The sequence below is a fragment of the Arenibacter troitsensis genome (assembly GCF_900177645.1).
GTDB classification, from domain to species: Bacteria; Bacteroidota; Bacteroidia; order Flavobacteriales; family Flavobacteriaceae; genus Arenibacter; species Arenibacter troitsensis.
Window position 1 is genome coordinate 1122490 of sequence record NZ_FXAO01000001.1, and the last position, 17330, is coordinate 1139819.

Consider the following 17330-nt stretch of genomic DNA (forward strand, 5'->3'; position numbering starts at 1 on the left):
ACTTTTCTTGTATCTCTTTTTCTTTATCACTATTACATTGCACAAGCAGTATGAGTTAGTTTAGTAAAGATAGGGTAGTGGAAGTAAGCGCTATAAGCCTTATAATCAATAGCTATGTCAACAAAAAGTTTTACTAAATTGGATCTATAAATAAATATGGTCAATAACTATGTCACACTATTAGGCTACATTTAGACAAAATCTAAAATCATTGGAAACTTTTTAATTAATGAATCTTGAAAATCATTACAAAAAACTTTACGAAGAATCGGTAGGTAAAATTGCTTCAGACCATTATGAAATTGATAATTTAATAGAATCCGACAAAGATAATAGGTTTGGAATAACACTTTTGGTAAGGCCTCCTATTGAAGTTAAATACCGGATACAGGAATTCCTTGAAATATTCAAGAAAATTGAACCAAATCAATATTACTATCCAAATACTGATATTCACATTACAGTTATGTCAATTATTTCTTGTTATGAGGGGTTTGATATAGAAAAAATTGATTTACCAAAGTATATTAAATTAATTGAAAAATGCACTTTTGAAAAAAAAGAAATAAATATTGCGTTCAGGGGCATTACCGCTTCTCCTTCAGGTATAATGATTCAAGGGTTCATGGATAATAACGGATTAAATAATATTAGGGATAAATTAAGAAAAGAATTTAAAAACTCTGATTTAGAACAAAGTTTAGATAAAAGATATTCAATACAAACAGCCCATGCAACTATTATTCGATTTAAAGCGGAAATCAAGCAGAAAGGAAAATTTTTGCAGGCTTTGAACGAAAATATTAACTATGATTTTGGCACTTTTAAAGTAAATAAATTTGAGCTCGTTTACAACGATTGGTATCAAAGTGAAAAATATGTGAAATTGATTCATGAATTTGTGATATAAAAAAAGTAGCCCAGGAACGCCTCCTATGAAAGGCACTTGTCCATCCGGATAGTATGTTCTCTTTTCAGTTTCATTGCGAACCAAAACTTACCACTTATAGAAGCTTGTTACGGACAAATCTTTCTTCTAAGTGAGATAAATGATCTTATGGATGAGTATGGAATACCATCGGAGGAAAAATGTCAAGCAGAGGAAAGATTAAAGTATCATAAATACATAGAAGCCCAGGTATGTGATGATTCAATAATAAATGAATATATAACAAAGCCTAATAACTAAGTCTTTGTGTGGTAGGTATTACCTATTTTAATAAACTAGAGGGAGTCCAACTTGAAGACCGTGTTGCCAGAACCTAGTCTTGTTTCCGCTCCTCATGTGGCCTGCTAAGTCACAATGTTTTCCAGTTATTAGTGTCAACTGGTTATTTTTGAGAGTTGGCGCCAATTAAGGAAAACAAGTAAAAAATCACACAGCACAAAGTGAAAATCCCTAAATTGGTAAGAATTAAAATAGTAATTCCAATAGCAAGGGTAGCGCAAAACCGAGACCAGCACAGTCATTCCATCCAAATGCTGTAAAATAGGTATCGTACAAATCCTGCCAAATTAATTCGGTAAGAGTTTTTTGCATTGGGTCTAATGTATCTTGGCAGTCATTGAAAAAAACAGGAATAACCACTAGAAATGAGGAAAACACAACTAATTCTAATAACATTTTTGGGATTTTTATTGATTCCAAACATATCAACAGCTTGTTCAGTACTATACTATATTGATTCAAATACAGGAAAAATATATGCCGTCAATAGTGAAGATTATTGGTTGGACGTTGATGCGTACATTCGAATAGAACCTAAATCAAAAAAAGAATATGCCAGACTATGGTATGGTTGGGAGAACTTTGCCCAAGGTGGAATCAACGAAAAAGGACTTTTTTTTGATGCTGCTGTAACACCTGAACAAGAAAAAATAAAGGGTTATGGAAATCCAACAAGCAATTTGGGAGACAACATCTTAGCTAACTGTTCTACAGTTGAGGGTGCATTAAAATTTTTAGAAACAGAAAAAATTGCGTTGAACAAGAGCCATATGATGTTTGGCGATAAAACAGGAAAAGCTGTTATAGTCGAATGGGTAAATGGAGAGCGGAAGCTTCATTGGATTAAGGACAACAAATTAATAATGACAAATTATTTATTATCAGAACCTAAGGCGGGAAATTATCCTTGTTATCGGTATAACAGTATCGAAGAAAGAATTTCTGAAATGGAGAAAAGTGGAGAAGAAATTAATCTTTTAAAGGTCGGTAATACTTTCGGACAGGCAGGTCAACCACCAAGAGCGGACGAAAATAATCGAGTTGGTGGAACGGTATATACTTCATTCATTAATCTTACAGATATGGAGTTTGTACTTTCCTATAAACTCAGTAATAAAAATGTGGTAAAGCTAAATTTGAGCGAAGAATTCTTAAAAGAGAAAGGACAAAAAATCAAACTGACAGAAAAATAACGAATCGCAAACATCACCTATTCGCAAGTGGGGGTTTTGTACTTCGTAGGACAGGAAAGTGGTAAATTTAAAGTTCAGTTCTTCTTAGGGAGTTCAGTAATTAAAATCCCTGCCTGCCTATAGCTGCGATGCGTTACAGCCAATTTAACAAACTTAAAATGTCAATAACCAAGGAATCTGAATTAATAGGAATGAAAAGAGTTAGTGAAGTTGTCGGAACTACACTAAAATTGATGAGGGAATATGCTAAAGTTGGAATGTCTACCAAAGAATTGGACGATTATGGAGGTGAAATTTTAAAGAGTTATGGAGCGAAATCCGCACCATACGAAACCTATGGATTCCCCGGCTATTCCTGTATAAGTATAAATGAAGAAGCGGCTCACGGAATACCATCCGAGAAAAAAATATTGAAAGAAGGAGATTTAATTAATATTGATGTATCGGCAGAACTAAACGGATTTTGGTCTGATAATGGTGGCTCTTTTGTTCTTGGAAAAGACATTCATAATCACCAACCTCTTGTAAATGCTTCTAAAAATATTTTACGCAAAGCAATAGGCAATATTAAAGGCGGAGTAAAAATTTCTGAAATTGGATATTTAATAGAAACAGAAGCTAAAAAGTTGGGATTTAAAGTAATTAAAAATTTGGCCGGTCACGGAGTTGGTAGAAGTTTACACGAAGAACCTGAGAATATTTTAAATTATAGAGTTAAAAGTAACAGCGAACGATTTAAGAAAAATACAACGGTAGCAATAGAAACTTTCATTTCAACAAAATCAACTGTTGCTGTGGAATTAAATGATGGTTGGACTTTGGTTGGCAACAAAGGTGGTTTTGTAACACAGCACGAACAAACTATATTAATCACGGATAAAGACCCTATGATTTTGACTGAATCAAATGGGATTTGGAATTAAAAACTGGCTACAATAACTAAATGTTCGTTTGGCTGTTACGGCCAAACATGTACACCGTGTTAACCAAACCCGAGTGTCGTGCTCCAGAATTATGTTACTTGCCAATTCTTATTGTATTCCCGTTATGGGTGCCATCCATTCCGTTTCAATCTGTTCCTGTTAAGGTTAGTAAAAAAAAATCTCCCCTAGAACAAAGCAAAACTTCCTATATTGGCAATAAATAAAATGATAGTTCCAATAGCAAGGGTAGCGCAAAACCGAGACCAACCCAGTTATTCCCTCAAAACACTGTAAAATGGTTATCGTACAATCCCTACCAAAATAATTCGGCAAAAGTTTTTTTCGCATTGGGCCTATAAAAGAAATATGGTATCTTGTTACTATATTAGTACATAAGGGCACATTAGAACGAAATGAAGAAACACATCAGAATTTTAGTAATATTTTTAATTTCAATCGCTTCATTCGGACAGAATATTGACGATTTTAAAAAGGACTTTAAAAAAGTAACCGAAACTGAATTTAGTGAGTCCGAATTGAATGAAATGTTCAGAACGTATTCCAATTTACTAATACCTCATAGTGACATAACTCAACTTACTGCAAGTTTAAAAAACGAACGAATAGTTCAATATCCACTTACTGAATTTAAAGAAACAGATGATTATAAAAATAACATCCAAACTTTATTAAATTCAGAAAACCCATACAAAAGGTTACTTTCTTATTTAGTAATTGCAGGAGCCGGAGATAAAAACTATGAAAAGGAACTTTTAGAAAAATTAAAAACAGAGAAAACTAAAGGCAACCTAATTTGGTCTGGAATGGCATTAATGTATTTACAAACGAACCACACAACACCGCTTTTTGATTTTCTAATCGAGAATGAGAATTTTGGAGACAGTCATATGATTCCTATGTATTTTCAACTAAATAAAGATTCACTTCAAAATACAGCTTACAATAGAATTAATAGTACAAACTTAAAAGCTAAAGTTCTGTCTGCACAATTACTTTCAAAAACAGGAAAGAATGAAAAAACCGAAAAATTATTACTTGATGCAGTAAGGAATTGGGACTATAACATAAAAGGTTATGCAATATTTTCTGTGAAAGAATTAGAAATGGGAAATCTAAAAGAAACTTTTATTCCTTTATTAGACAGCACAAAAACTCGTCCTATTGCTCTTGAAGCGTTAGCAAATAGTCCAACTAAAGAAGATGTGGATTATTTAAAGCGACTTGCTAATTCAGAAAAAGTTGTTTCTAAAGACATTTTAAATGGCTTTTTAGAATCGAAAAATCCAGAAAGTGTCAAATATTGGCTTGAACTTGTTTCAAGCAGAGAAATTCCTGAAAAATATTATTTCAATACTTTAAGAAAACCTCTTTTGTTTTCTGATGAATTGCTAAATGATGTTCAAACAACTTTAAAAACAACAAAACACCTAACCATTCAAAAAACGTTGATTAAGGTTCTTGAAGGACGAGAAGATTCCGCATCTGAAGAAATACTTCTGAACTATATGGACAACGAAGATTCATCTGTTCGATATTGGACTGTGGATGCTCTAAAAAATTCTAAATCAAAAATAGTAATCGAAAAACTTATTGAATTACTAAAAAAACCTGGAAAGCGAGTTTCACCAATTACACATATCCTAATTAATAATAAGATAGATACCCTTCAAAATGTTTACACAGACATTTACAATACTTATGAAAGTTCGGAATGGAAAGGAACAGCGATAGAGTATTTATCTAAATTCCCTAAAGAAGAACACAAAGGAATTTTCAAAGACGTTATCTATAATGAAGATTCGGGTTTTTCAATGAACCAAAATGCATCAATTGGACTTGCAAACCTAAATGATAAAAGTTCAATAGACAGAATTATTGAGATAAGCGAAAAAGAAAGAGAAGGAAGTGATGGAAATTGTCAAGCCTACTTGAGAGCATTATCAAAAATTAAAGGCGATAAAGCAAAGAAATATATATTAACATTTGAAAATAGTGAATCTGAATATATTTCTGAATTTGTGAAAGAAATAATAGCAGAATGGTAAAAAATAACCTGCTCTAATAACCAAGAAGTCTTCGTGTGGCCGGAACTGCCTGTCCCGTAATTAATTCGGGGGGCAAAAATGAAGACCGCATTTTCTCAACTACACCGGCTTTAAATGATCTGGGCATAAACCAAATTTCTTCACTATTGGTTGGTTTTATTGCTCCACAAAACCAGAAACTTCTCAAACTACGGTTTTCCATAATCTATTTTTCAAGTAAAAGTTCTTCTCTATGTCTATCATAAAGTGGGCCCAGGAAGTCCATTTGGACAACAATAGGGTAGGGGCATTTATAACAGTTGGCCTCCAAATTAATACTAGGGCAAAGAAAGTTTTATTAAATTGAACCTATAAAAGAGTTGGCAGTCATTTAAAACAACATCACGAAACAGATGGAGTACATAGAAACAAAACCATATAAAGAATTAGAACTCTTTATTCATTGCTATTGGGAACTGAAAGGAGAAGACTCGGACAGACAATGGGAGCGAAATTTTCCAGATGGCTGTGCCGGTTTAGTAATGAACATAGGAGAAACCTGTTTGACCGATAATGGTTCTTTATCTATGGAATTCGGAAAAACCTATGTAGTTGGTGCCATGACTTCATTTAAAGACAGTTTTATCGACAGTAACACACATCTATTAGGAGTTTGTTTTAAACCTGCAATTTTTACGAATTTTTATAATTATGTAGCCCAGGATGAACTGACCGATAACACCATCGAATTTGAAAAACCCAATTCATTTAATATTGATAAAATTCTTGCAAACCGTTCCAATTATCTAAACCAATATTTTTTAGACAGAATTAAATGCAAAGAGAACCAGCTACAATCTATAATCAGCGATATTCATTCTTCAAATGGAAAATTGAGCATTTCAGAGATTTCAAAGCGAAATCATATAACTGTGCGGCAATTAGAAAGAAAGTTTAAATCACAAATAGGGCTTTCACCAAAAGAATATTCAAACATTATTCGCTTTCAAAATGCTTTGAACATAATTAAAAACTCAAATGAAAATCGCAGCTTATTAGATATTGCATTTGAGTGCGGCTATTATGACCATTCACATCTTAATAATGAAATCAAGCGAAATACAGGACTTTCACCAACGCTACTTTAAAATGTCGCATTTATACAAAGCGCAAATGGTTGTCGAAAATTAATTTTGCAAAAACATTAATATTTAAACCAGATGCGAAAAATATCACTTTTCATTGCCACAAGCCTAGACGGCTATATTGCAAAACCTAATGACGACTTGAGTTTCCTAAAACTCGTAGAAAAAGAAGGTGAAGATTATGGTTACGCAGCATTTACATCAACTATTGATACTATTATTATCGGCCGCAAAACCTATGATTATGTAGTAAAGGAAATTGGTGCTTCGCATTACGACAATGGCGAAAGAGATGTCTATGTCATTACACGCACAGAACGTCCCGATATTGGAAGAATCAAATTTCATACAGGTAATTTGAAAGAATTGGTCACCAAACTTAAAAGTGAAGAAGGAAAAAATATTTATTGTGATGGTGGTGCTGAAGTCGTTAACGAACTACTCAAAAATGACCTCATAGATGAACTTACTATTTCTCTTGTGCCCATTCTAGTTGGCAGTGGTACGAGACTATTTAAGAAAGGTAGGCCAGAGCAGCTTCTGGAATTTATAAGTGCCAAAACATTTGAAACAGGATTAACCCAGTTGTATTACAAGCGAAAAACAAAGTAATAATTACAAGTCTACTAAGGCCATAATAGAGTTTAAACAAAAGTGGGACTAGGAAGGCCATTGTACAATAATGGGGTAGGGGCATTTATAACAGTTGGCCTCCAAATTAGTACCAGGGCAAAGAAAGTTTTATTAATTTGAACCTATTAAAGGGATATGATTAATGGATCATATCCAATTGTTGTATACTATATCCAAACTCAAATAAATGAAACGAATTTTAATAATACTTGGAATTGGTTGTCTGATTTTAAGCTGTTCACAAAAAATTAATGATAAAGCGAGTATAAGAGCATTGCTTGTTCAACAATTGAAAAACACGCATTCAAATCAGGAATGGTTTGTACCAACAAAAACAGCTATTGAAGGACTTACTCATGAACAATCAAATTGGAAAGACAGTACTGAAAATCATTCGATAGGCGAACTAGTTTCTCATTTGATTTTTTGGAACGAAGTGAACCTAAAAGCATTTAAAGGTGAAAAATTGCCTGAATTCAATAACGATGATAAGGAAACCTTTAATAAAAGTAACGCTGGGGATTGGAAAATTGCATATCGTAGGTTGGATAGTATTCAAACTGAGTGGGAGCGCCTAACCGAGAGGGCAACTGACAAACAAATTAAAGAATGGAGTTCTGAAATTGCTAATATGATATCTCACACCGCTTATCATACTGGACAAATCATCTATATCAGGAAAAAAAATGGTTGGTGGTCAAAAAAATAAAAAATACAGTTTACATCAATACCTGTAAGTAATGCGGGTATTGGTAATTAACTCAATGGTTTGCATATACTTACAAAGTCCGCCAATTTTTTAGATTGGGCTTTTGAAGTAAAAACAATTATAAAACCCGCCGGTACCTAAAAGGCACGTTCGGGCGGGCAAAAACCTATAACTAATCCCAAGGTGGAAAAGCAAGTACGTGCCAGCAACGCAATGGACATAGTGAAACCGTTACCTGCAAGCTGAAAACGAACTCTGTCTAAAATTTGAATGAAAGATGAAAATTAAAACTCTATTTCTATTGAGCATATGTTTATGTATAATGACAGGTTGCAAAAAAGACAACATTATAGAACTACCTATTAGTTATCACAAAGGATTCGGACCTTTCGAATCGTCTACAAGTGGTGCAAACCCATATATTTGGCAATGGTCTTGAGATGTCCGTTCATCCTGCGTCGTAGGGTCTTGTATTTTTCATAATCCTTTGCACTACTACAAAAAAACCAAGGTTTAATGATAAAAATAAGATTCCAATAGTATGGTGTTACGCCTGAATATGGTTAGATTTAAATAAAGTTTATTTCAATCTATGAGACTACCACTATTGTTCGCTTTTTTTGTTTTATTGACGAGTTGTGCCGACCAATACCGCAAGTATAAAAATCCGCCGGAATATATTACAACCCCAGCTGCTTCAAATGCAGCTTATTTTGAAGCTTATGACGAGACTTTAAAATTATGGAGTGTTTCTTTTGAGGAATTGTATATTCCTACCACTAACGGAATTGCCCATGTTATTGTGAGTGGCCCTAAAAATACGGAACCAGTGGTATTGCTCCACGGAATGAATGCCAGTTCTACCATGTGGTATCCAAATATTGAATCGCTTACAAAAAACAATAGGGTGTTTGCGATCGACTTTATTTTGGAAGCAGGGAAATCTTATTTGTACAATGATATTGAAAGTGTGGAAAAGGTTACCGAATGGTATAAGGAGGTTTTGTTTGCCCTGGAGTTGGATAGCTTTCATCTCATTGGTGCTTCCAGAGGGGGGTGGTTGGCGGTAAAGCTAGCATTGAACGATCAGAAAAAGATAAAAAGCTTAATATTGTTAAGTCCGGCACAAACCTTTACATGGATCAAACCTAGTACGGATTTATTAAAAAATATCGTCAGGATATTTTCTTCAAAGGAAAAGCAAATGGAACAGAGCTTGGAAAGCATGTCCAGCAATGTGGCCAACATAAACGATGCCTATCTTAAGCAATACAAACTAGGTACGGAATTGGAGTCTGAGAACAAATTTATAACCAGCATGCAACCTTTTTCCAATGACGAATTAAAATCGTTACAAATGCCTGTTCTGGTGTTAATTGGGGACGACGATATGATCAATGAAAAAAGAACGGTGGCCATTGCCAATATGTTGCCGAAAGGTAAAGGTGAAGTAATACAAAATGCGGGACATTTTTTATCCATTGATCAAGCGGAAACGGTGAATCAAAAAATGCTGGACTTTTTAAAATAAGGACCCTGTCCGTGTGTAGAGTGCGTTGCTTTTTGAACATGGGTTACCCTAGCAAAAAGGCAAAAGTGGGATATAGCAGATTAAAACTGTTTCCTAGCCTTTTTATTTCTGCTGCTTCTGAAATTCCTACTACCTTTTGTTAGGTAATGCACTACAACCAGCGCTACACTAATTATAGCCACAGGAATAAGTATCTCGTAAGCCTCCATTGGTAAATCCATAGTCATAATATACAAAAAATATCTCAGTTATGGGCTTAGGGCCTTTTTTGAAATTAAAAATTGATAGACCAACTTTAACTGATTTTGGAACATGAACATAACGCAAGAAAAACCTGCCTGAAGAACGACACCATAAATTCTCGACATTAGGGGTATTTAATTGTTGGCATCTATGGAGTTGCCTATAATTTATCACGTATCAGGATATGTGATAGTGAAAGAAGATGGTCAAGTTCTATGCTATTCTATTTACAATAGAAATGAATTTGAGGATTACTTACTTAATAACACCCAAATTGATACAATTAATCAAAATCACTCAAAACCTTTCAAAAACCAGCTCCTTGTTCACCATCATTCCGGCCGCCATGCCCATGTCCACGGCATTGGCAACGGTGCGCAAGCGCGATACATTATCGCCACAGGCATATATGCCGTTAACATTGGTTTGTAAATAGGCGTCGGATTTTAGGTAGCCTTCCTCGTTCAACTCGCACCCCATGGCCGCTGGTATAGCGCTATGCTGTTCAAAGGCTGTTTTGGTATATATGGCGGTAACGGCAGCTTTGGAACCGTTTTTAAAGATGATGTTCTGCAGCTGTCCTTGTTGGTGCTCCAAACGTTCTATTTCAGTTTCCACTATGGTAATGTGATGCGCTGCAAGTTGGGCAGTTTGTTCCGTAGTAAGGGTAGATTTGCCATTGGTGTAAATGGTTAACTGCTTGGTCCAATTGGAGATGAGTTTTCCAAATTCGAAGGCATACTCCCCATTGCCCAAAATACCTGTTCTTTCATTTTTTACCTCATAGCCATGGCAATAGGGGCAATGCAACACGGAGATGCCCCAACATTCTGAAAATCCGTCCATATTGGGCATGATATCCTTAATGCCCGTGGCAAAAATTAATTTATCCCCACTAAAAGTTTCACCAGAGTCTACTGTAATTTTAAACGCATTGTTGGTGCCGGAGCCATGAATGGCAAGTCCGTTAAAAAATTGCACTGTAGGGTAGGCAGCTACTTGCTGTTTGGCCACAGAAGCTATCTCAGCAGGGGTTTTACCATCATTGGTAATGAAGTTATGGGAGTAGGGGGTTTGTCGGTTACAGGGCGCATGGCTATCTATGATCAAGACCTGTTGTAAGGCCCTTCCCAAAGCCATCCCGGCTGCGAGACCGGAATAGCTTCCTCCTATGATGATAACGTCAAAATGTTGTTCCTTTTTCATGGTTTCTTGTTTTAAAAATGGTGATTTACTCGTTCTTTCTTTGCATTTTCTTCATTAAGGTATCTATAAAGGGCACGCCTACAAATACGATCCATGGCACCAATACCAAGGTAAGTACCAAGGTTCTAAGGTAGAGGGGAAGGGTGGCCAATTGATTTCCAAAAAGGAAAAGAAAGGCCGTGATGGAAGGATAAATGGCCATCCATATCTTTAGGGAGGCCAAGAGTTTTACTTTTGTTTTCATGTTTATGTTGTTAATGCTACATTGGATTATTTTCCGTTGTAAAAGTAATTTCAACTGCGAAATCCATAATAGGACAGAACTGAAGTTGAATGGTACTTAACTAAAATTCTGTCGGTAAGCATTGGGCGAATAACCCGTGTGTTTTTTAAAAAACCGGATAAAATAGGAGACATCCTCATAGCCTAAATGATAGGCAATCTGGCTCACTTGGTTCACGGTGGCCAATAAATTTCTTTTGGCCTCCAGAATACAATATTCGTTTATGAGTTGTGAGGCATTTTTGTTTAATAATGCCTTGGTTATGGCATTGAGCTGATACACGCTAAGGTGCAATAAGTCCGCATATTGGGAAACTTGCTTGTATTTTGTAATATTCCCTTCCAACAGTTCCAAAAACTTCTCGAGTTTCTCCTGCTGATATGGGGTAAGGGTTTGGTCTGGATCGGGATCTTGCCGCTGCCTTAAAAGTTGTATAAACAAAATACTGAGATTGGCTTTGATGACCTCATGATATTCTTCCTGCTTACCGTTATATTCCAATAAAATGGATGATAATAAGGGATCCATTTTTTTAAAGAGATCGGCATTTAACGGATAGTGGTTCTGGTTGCCCACCTTGCGCAATAACTGTGGGGAAGATTTGTTATGGGAGAGGAAATATTCTGTTTTAAACTGAACCAAATAACCAGTGCTGCCATGTTTAAGGTGTAGTTTGTGCACCTGTCCAGGCCTTAATAAAAAGATGGAATAATGGCCGACTTTATAGGGGACAAAATCTATTTCATGTAGCCCATTAGCTTTTATAAGTATGAGCATTAGAAAAAAATCATGTCGGTGTAGCTCCTCCATCAACTCCTTTCCGTCCAGGATGGCTTCGAGACTTCTAATACTAAAACTTCCCACTAAGGTTGGCTCTTGATTACTTTCGGGAAGTTGCCTTATGGGGATGTTTTGCATTGCATTTAAGTGTTATTGACCATGAAGTTATATACCTAGGGGAAATGCTATTTGCTCATATAAAATTAAGTGAAACTCTTTAATTCTTCCTATTTTTTAGGATAAATGCAGCTAGACTTTTTTTTAAAAAAACCATTCCTTTTGTAGTGCTTGCCCAAAGGCATTTCGTACTCTTTTAACAAAAAATTAACGCGTTGGAAAAACACATTTAATATTGTTTCAATACGTTTGATAGCGGGGCCTTGGAGCCGTTTAAAAATGATAATATTCCATCTTAAAATGAGAACTTAAACGAAAGTGGGGGCCACATAGGTTGAAAATGTACCTCCATAGCGTTGTCTCTCTTTTAAATTTTATGGTATGGAGGAAGTTTGGAAAAATGGAAATTATATTAACCATTGGCAATGATTTTTAATACGAAGGGGAATCTACAGTACATGATGAAAAGAACGCTACTAATATTGCTGTTTTTGTCCTTGTCCATGCCCATGTTTGCCCATGGGGATTTGAGTATGCGGATAGCGGAAAAAACGGTAGCCATATCCGAAGATCCCAACAATTCTGTACTGTACTTTGAAAGAGGACTCTTGTACCAACAGCACATGGAATACGACTCTGCCCTGGAAGATTACCATAAATCCCAATCCTTGGGAAATACAACCAAAGAACTATATTATCAAATTGCCGAGGTTCACTTTTTAACCGCAGCGCACACCGAGGCCCTACAAAGTATAGCCGCCTATTTGGAATTGAATAGCAGGGATCTAAGCGCTAAAAAACTGCAGGCCCAAATATTGTTCCAGCTTCAATCCTATAAAAAATCCTTGGAGGGGTACAGCTATGTTATCCATCATATGAAGGACATTCGGCCCGAGGATGTGTTGGAATACTGCAACATCATACTGGCCGAAAACAACAAAAACTATAAGGGGGCTTTGGAGGCCATCCAATATGGACTGGACCAACTTGGTCCGCACACCATATCGCTCCAACTTAAAAAATTGGACTACCTAAAAGAGTCGGGACAAACCGAAAGAGTCTTGGAACAATACAATTATTTTATCCTGGAATACAACAGAAACGAATTCTGGTATTATAAAAAGGCCAGGTATTTGGCGGAAATAAATAGACCACATGAGGCCTTTATATCCTTAAAACTGGCTACGGTTGCCATTGAGCAATTGGATACCAAGTTTAAAAATATGAGTCCCGTAATACAATTAAAAGAACAAATAAAAAGCTTGGAAAGCTCCATTAACAACCAAAAATCATGATCAAAAAAAGTACCTTTTTACTAGCTGCCCTATATTCGGTGGTTTCAATTGCCCAAACCTCCCATGTAGACCTTCCCAATGTAAGTGCTGTTGCGGTAACCAACGCTGTAGGTCTTCCACAGCATTCCGCTGCGGTAAATGTAGTAAGGGGTCCTTATTTACAGAGTGGCACCCCAACCTCTGTGGTGGTAAAATGGAGAACGGATATAGCAACCCAATCCGTGGTACATTACGGAAAATCATTAAAATCGTTATCCAAGAAAGCAAGCAACTCGGCCTTGACCACGGAACATGAGGTTAGCCTTTCCGGTCTAAGCCCCAACACCAAATATTATTTCAATATTGGTAATAAAGCAGGAGTGCTGTCCGAAAGTGCTTCTGGTGATATGTACATCATAACAGCCCCTAAAGCAGGTACCAAACAATTTGTGCGGGCATGGATTCTGGGTGATGCCGGTACGGCCAATAATAACCAACGAAACGTACGGGATGCCTATTACGATTATGTGGACGCTGCTCCCAAAAATACGGGTAAGACCGATATGATGTTGTTCTTAGGGGATAACGCTTATGGCAGTGGTACGGATGAGCAATATCAAAATGCCCTGTTCGATATTTATGACGATATGTTGAAAAAATCCGTGGCATGGTCCTGCTTGGGAAACCACGATGGGAAGTCGGCCGATTCAGCTACACAATCCGGTCCCTACTATGATATATTTACCTTCCCAACTGCTGCCCAGGCTGGAGGTACAGCCTCGGGAACAGAGGCCTATTATTCCTTTGATTATGCCAACATCCATTTTATCATATTGGATTCCCATCATACGAGTCGCGAAGTTGGGGGCGCCATGTACAACTGGACCTTGGCCGATATACAGAACACCAAACAGGATTGGATAGTGACCTTGTTTCATCATCCGGTATACACCAAAGGGTCTCATGACTCGGATACCGAAGACCGACTTATAGAAATGCGGGAAAACTTTATGCCCATGATGGAGGCCAACGGAGTGGACCTTATCTTAAACGGGCATAGCCACTCTTATGAGCGCTCCTACTTCTTGAACGGACATTATGGCTTTGCCAATACCTTTAACCCGGCTGAAATTTCGAAGGGTGGTCATACCGTAGGATCCAATGGCTATGGGGACGGAAAAGTGGATAGCAATGGCGCCTACCAAAAAGCCAGTGCGGCTGCGGAGGGTGCTGTGTATATTACTACGGGCTCTGCTGGTAAAATATCTGGGGGCGACCTAAATCACCAGGCCATGTCCGTATCCTTGAATCAACTGGGCTCCTGTGTTATGGAAGTGGAAGATGACGGTAGGGGAGGACAGAACCTGACCGTAAAATTTATTAGGGAAAATGATGACATTGAGGATTATTTCACCATCAACAAATCAGGGGTGTCGTTGAAGTCGGATGGCATTGCTTCTGGACATAAAAGTGATGGGTTAATGTATGATGCCGACAAGAATGTGGTAAAGCTTACGGTAGATAAGAATGACAAGCTTAAGAAAGTCAAATTCTATAACAACATTGGGAAATTGGTGAAGAAAACCAGTAAGAAAACCATCAATGTGGGCAAGCTGCCAAAAGGCATGTATGTAATTGAAGTCATTACAAGCAAAAGGGCGTATACCGAGTCGATTACCATAGAATAGTTGGGCCAAAAGGGTTATATTTAAATGACCTTTCCATAGTAAGCCTTTATATGGATTTTAAGCAAGGCCAGATGTATTAAAAAGCCCAGATAATGGTAAAAGGCGGTCGTTGAAAATGAGGAAGACAAGCATTTTATTGGGGACTTTTTTTATTTGCCTGCTGATGTTGTCCGGGGCGCAAATGGCCATTCCGTACCAAAAGGATATTGTTCCGGAAAAGGTAGCAGCACTATATACGGCCAATTTTATCAAGTTTCAAAATGAAGTCGATGCATTGGCCACCCTTGTCAATAAGGCAAGTTCTGTGAACGAATGGGAGGGGCTGAAAAGTCAGGTTGAAAAAACCAGGTTGGTCTATAAGGAGATCGAGTTTATTTTTGATTATTACCAAACCTTCTACAATGGCACGTATATCAATGGTGCCCCTTTGCCCAAGGTAAGCGAGTATTTTGAAGCAGAGAAAGTGATTCCACCTGGTGGCTTACAGGCATTGGATGAAGCAGTTTATGATTCAGTTTCCAACGAAAATTTGCAGCACATTAAAGTATTGGCCAACGGACTCAAAGAGAGGGTAGATTTTATAGCGAATATACATTTACCGGTACATTTAAAGTCGAGCCAAATTATTGAATGCATCCGCTCTGGCATCGTTAGGATCTTTACCCTGGGACTAACAGGTTATGATACTCCAGGATCTGTAAACGGGTTGAAAGAAAGTGTAGTGAGCTGGCAAAGTATGGAAACCACATTTCTATATTTTGAAGTAGGGATGGCCCCTGAAGCCAAGAACGAATTTGAAGCCATCAAAAAACACTTTACCAAGGGAAAGAACATATTAAAAGCCAATACCCATTTTAATGATTTTGATAGGTTGGCCTTTTTAAAGGAGGTGGTCAACCCCTTGTATGCAGCCTTGTCGGAATTTCAAAATGCCAACAAGATTATGCTGGAGCCCTATAAAAAGCATGCCCAAAACTATAAGGCCGAGAATCTTTTCGACAAAGATTTTCTCAATACGGATTTTTATTCGGAACTGGTGTACCTGCCTTTGTACAATCCCAAGACCATTGCCTTGGGGAAACTGTTGTTCGGGGATCCCCAGCTTTCCAAGGACAATGTCATGTCCTGTGCCAGCTGCCATAATCCCAACAAGGGTTTTTCGGATGGCTTGCCCAAAAGTGTCTCCAATCAAAAAGGGGTTTTTACTGATAGGAATGCCCCCACATTGATGGATGCGGGCTATTCCGCACGCTATTTTTGGGACATGCGCGCATTGGATCTTGAAAAACAAGTGATACACGTTATAGATAACGATCTGGAGTTCAATACCGATTTTGATGCGATTGTTGCTAAACTCAATAAAAGTGAACGTTACAACAAACTGTTTAAAGAGGCTTATGGCGGTATTGCCAAAGAGGATATCAATCAGCGTTCCATAAGCAATGCCATTGCGGCCTATGTAAACTCTTTAAAATCCTTCAATAGTCCGTTCGATAAATATGTGCGCAATGAAACCAAGGAGTATCCCGAGAATGCCAAACGCGGATTTAATCTGTTTATGGGGAAAGCGGCTTGTGGAAGTTGTCATTTTGCACCGGTCTTCAATGGTACCGTTCCTCCTTTTTATCTGGAATCGGAATCGGAGGTGTTGGGCATTACCCAGGGTTTTGATTCCATTGCCCCTAAGTTGGATACGGATTTGGGGCGAATGGGCAATGGTCTAAAAATGGACAAGCATCCTTTTCTGAAAAATTCGTTCAAAACGGTTACGGTCAGAAATATAGCCTTGACAGCACCCTATATGCATAACGGTTTATTTGTTACCCTGGAAGATGTTTTGGCGTTCTACAACTTGGGTGGAGGCGCCGGAATGGGCTTGGAGGTGGAAAACCAAACCTTGCCAGATACGCCTTTGGAATTGTCCCAGCAGGAAATGGAGGATATTATTGCCTTTATGGAAACGCTTACGGATGTATCCGAATATGGGGATGGTGGGGAATAATTGGTTTATGTTCAATGTTTGAAAGTTGAAAGTTGCCAAAAAAGTCATTTCGAATGAATATGATAAACCGAAGGTTCACGAATTCCCGTAAAACAATTACGGCATGAGCTAAATCACATAAGTGGCTCTGACCAAATATGTGCGACTTCTCAATCGCCCGAAAAAGGGCTCATGTCGAAGTGACTGCCGTGTCCGGTCGGGCCTAGTCATGAACAATCGGGAAAGAACTCCTTTTGTACGCTAAAACTAACGGCTCCCCTCTTGGAACGAAGAGGGGAATGAATTGCCTCGCCAACAGCGGGGGAAGAAAGGGGAGTTGGAAATCCCGCA

15 protein-coding genes and 1 pseudogene are annotated in these 17330 nt (G+C 37.5%); 12 read left to right on the forward strand and 4 right to left on the reverse strand.

What is annotated here, in order from left to right:
- The first annotated feature begins 229 nt into the window (after positions 1 to 229).
- The 4 genes from B9Y87_RS04480 (at position 230) to B9Y87_RS04495 (ending at position 5410) form a co-directional block, all read left to right on the forward strand.
- A complete protein-coding gene (locus B9Y87_RS04480) occupies positions 230 to 910 on the forward strand; it encodes a 2'-5' RNA ligase family protein (RefSeq protein ID WP_085496521.1) in 681 nt (226 codons plus the stop codon).
- 683 nt (positions 911 to 1593) lie between these two features.
- Positions 1594 to 2421, forward strand: coding sequence for a carcinine hydrolase/isopenicillin-N N-acyltransferase family protein (locus tag B9Y87_RS04485; protein WP_085496523.1), 828 nt, complete (start codon positions 1594 to 1596; stop codon positions 2419 to 2421).
- A gap of 158 nt (positions 2422 to 2579) precedes the next feature.
- Positions 2580 to 3344 carry a type I methionyl aminopeptidase gene (gene map, locus B9Y87_RS04490; protein WP_085496525.1) on the forward strand — a complete coding sequence of 255 codons (765 nt, stop codon included), beginning with the start codon at positions 2580 to 2582 and terminating at the stop codon, positions 3342 to 3344.
- Positions 3345 to 3757: 413 nt separating this feature from the next.
- The gene (locus B9Y87_RS04495) at positions 3758 to 5410 is read left to right on the forward strand and encodes a HEAT repeat domain-containing protein (protein ID WP_085496528.1); all 1653 of its coding nucleotides are present in this window, start codon (positions 3758 to 3760) and stop codon (positions 5408 to 5410) included.
- 13 nt (positions 5411 to 5423) lie between these two features.
- On the opposite strand, the gene B9Y87_RS04500 is transcribed toward B9Y87_RS04495, so the two are convergent.
- Positions 5424 to 5612 carry a hypothetical protein gene (locus B9Y87_RS04500; RefSeq protein WP_085496530.1) on the reverse strand — a complete coding sequence of 63 codons (189 nt, stop codon included), beginning with the start codon at positions 5610 to 5612 and terminating at the stop codon, positions 5424 to 5426.
- Positions 5613 to 5802: 190 nt separating this feature from the next.
- Here B9Y87_RS04500 and B9Y87_RS04505 point away from each other — a divergent pair, with 190 nt between their 5' ends.
- The 5 genes and pseudogenes from B9Y87_RS04505 to B9Y87_RS22125 form a co-directional block, all read left to right on the forward strand.
- The gene (locus B9Y87_RS04505; RefSeq protein ID WP_085496531.1) at positions 5803 to 6537 is read left to right on the forward strand and encodes a helix-turn-helix transcriptional regulator; all 735 of its coding nucleotides are present in this window, start codon (positions 5803 to 5805) and stop codon (positions 6535 to 6537) included.
- Positions 6538 to 6609: 72 nt separating this feature from the next.
- The gene (locus tag B9Y87_RS04510) at positions 6610 to 7146 is read left to right on the forward strand and encodes a dihydrofolate reductase family protein (protein WP_085496533.1); all 537 of its coding nucleotides are present in this window, start codon (positions 6610 to 6612) and stop codon (positions 7144 to 7146) included.
- A gap of 208 nt (positions 7147 to 7354) precedes the next feature.
- On the forward strand, positions 7355 to 7876 hold the full coding sequence (locus tag B9Y87_RS04515; protein WP_085496535.1) for a DinB family protein: 522 nt from the start codon (positions 7355 to 7357) through the stop codon (positions 7874 to 7876).
- 592 nt (positions 7877 to 8468) lie between these two features.
- Positions 8469 to 9407 carry an alpha/beta fold hydrolase gene (locus B9Y87_RS04520; RefSeq protein WP_139827143.1) on the forward strand — a complete coding sequence of 313 codons (939 nt, stop codon included), beginning with the start codon at positions 8469 to 8471 and terminating at the stop codon, positions 9405 to 9407.
- Positions 9408 to 9800: 393 nt separating this feature from the next.
- Positions 9801 to 9932, forward strand: a pseudogene (locus B9Y87_RS22125) (HpaII family restriction endonuclease); the annotation flags it as partial.
- 15 nt (positions 9933 to 9947) lie between these two features.
- Here the strand turns inward: B9Y87_RS22125 and B9Y87_RS04530 are convergent.
- From B9Y87_RS04530 to B9Y87_RS04540, 3 genes are all read right to left on the reverse strand, one after another.
- Positions 9948 to 10856: an NAD(P)/FAD-dependent oxidoreductase gene (locus tag B9Y87_RS04530; protein WP_085496537.1), complete on the reverse strand. Its 909-nt coding sequence runs from the start codon at positions 10854 to 10856 to the stop codon at positions 9948 to 9950.
- A gap of 25 nt (positions 10857 to 10881) precedes the next feature.
- A complete protein-coding gene (locus tag B9Y87_RS04535; RefSeq protein ID WP_072864149.1) occupies positions 10882 to 11100 on the reverse strand; it encodes a hypothetical protein in 219 nt (72 codons plus the stop codon).
- A 96-nt stretch (positions 11101 to 11196) separates the two neighbouring features.
- Positions 11197 to 12057, reverse strand: a complete 861-nt coding sequence (locus B9Y87_RS04540; RefSeq protein WP_085496539.1) for a helix-turn-helix domain-containing protein — start codon at positions 12055 to 12057, stop codon at positions 11197 to 11199.
- Between the two features lie 404 nt (positions 12058 to 12461).
- Between B9Y87_RS04540 and B9Y87_RS04545 the strand changes: the two genes are divergently transcribed.
- From B9Y87_RS04545 to B9Y87_RS04555, 3 genes are all read left to right on the forward strand, one after another.
- Positions 12462 to 13331, forward strand: coding sequence for a tetratricopeptide repeat protein (locus tag B9Y87_RS04545; RefSeq protein ID WP_139827144.1), 870 nt, complete (start codon positions 12462 to 12464; stop codon positions 13329 to 13331).
- Positions 13328 to 14998: a metallophosphoesterase gene (locus tag B9Y87_RS04550; protein WP_085496543.1), complete on the forward strand. Its 1671-nt coding sequence runs from the start codon at positions 13328 to 13330 to the stop codon at positions 14996 to 14998. The genes B9Y87_RS04545 and B9Y87_RS04550 overlap by 4 nt, the downstream gene beginning before the upstream one ends.
- A gap of 115 nt (positions 14999 to 15113) precedes the next feature.
- On the forward strand, positions 15114 to 17000 hold the full coding sequence (locus B9Y87_RS04555) for a cytochrome-c peroxidase (RefSeq protein ID WP_085496545.1): 1887 nt from the start codon (positions 15114 to 15116) through the stop codon (positions 16998 to 17000).
- Positions 17001 to 17330: the final 330 nt, after the last annotated feature.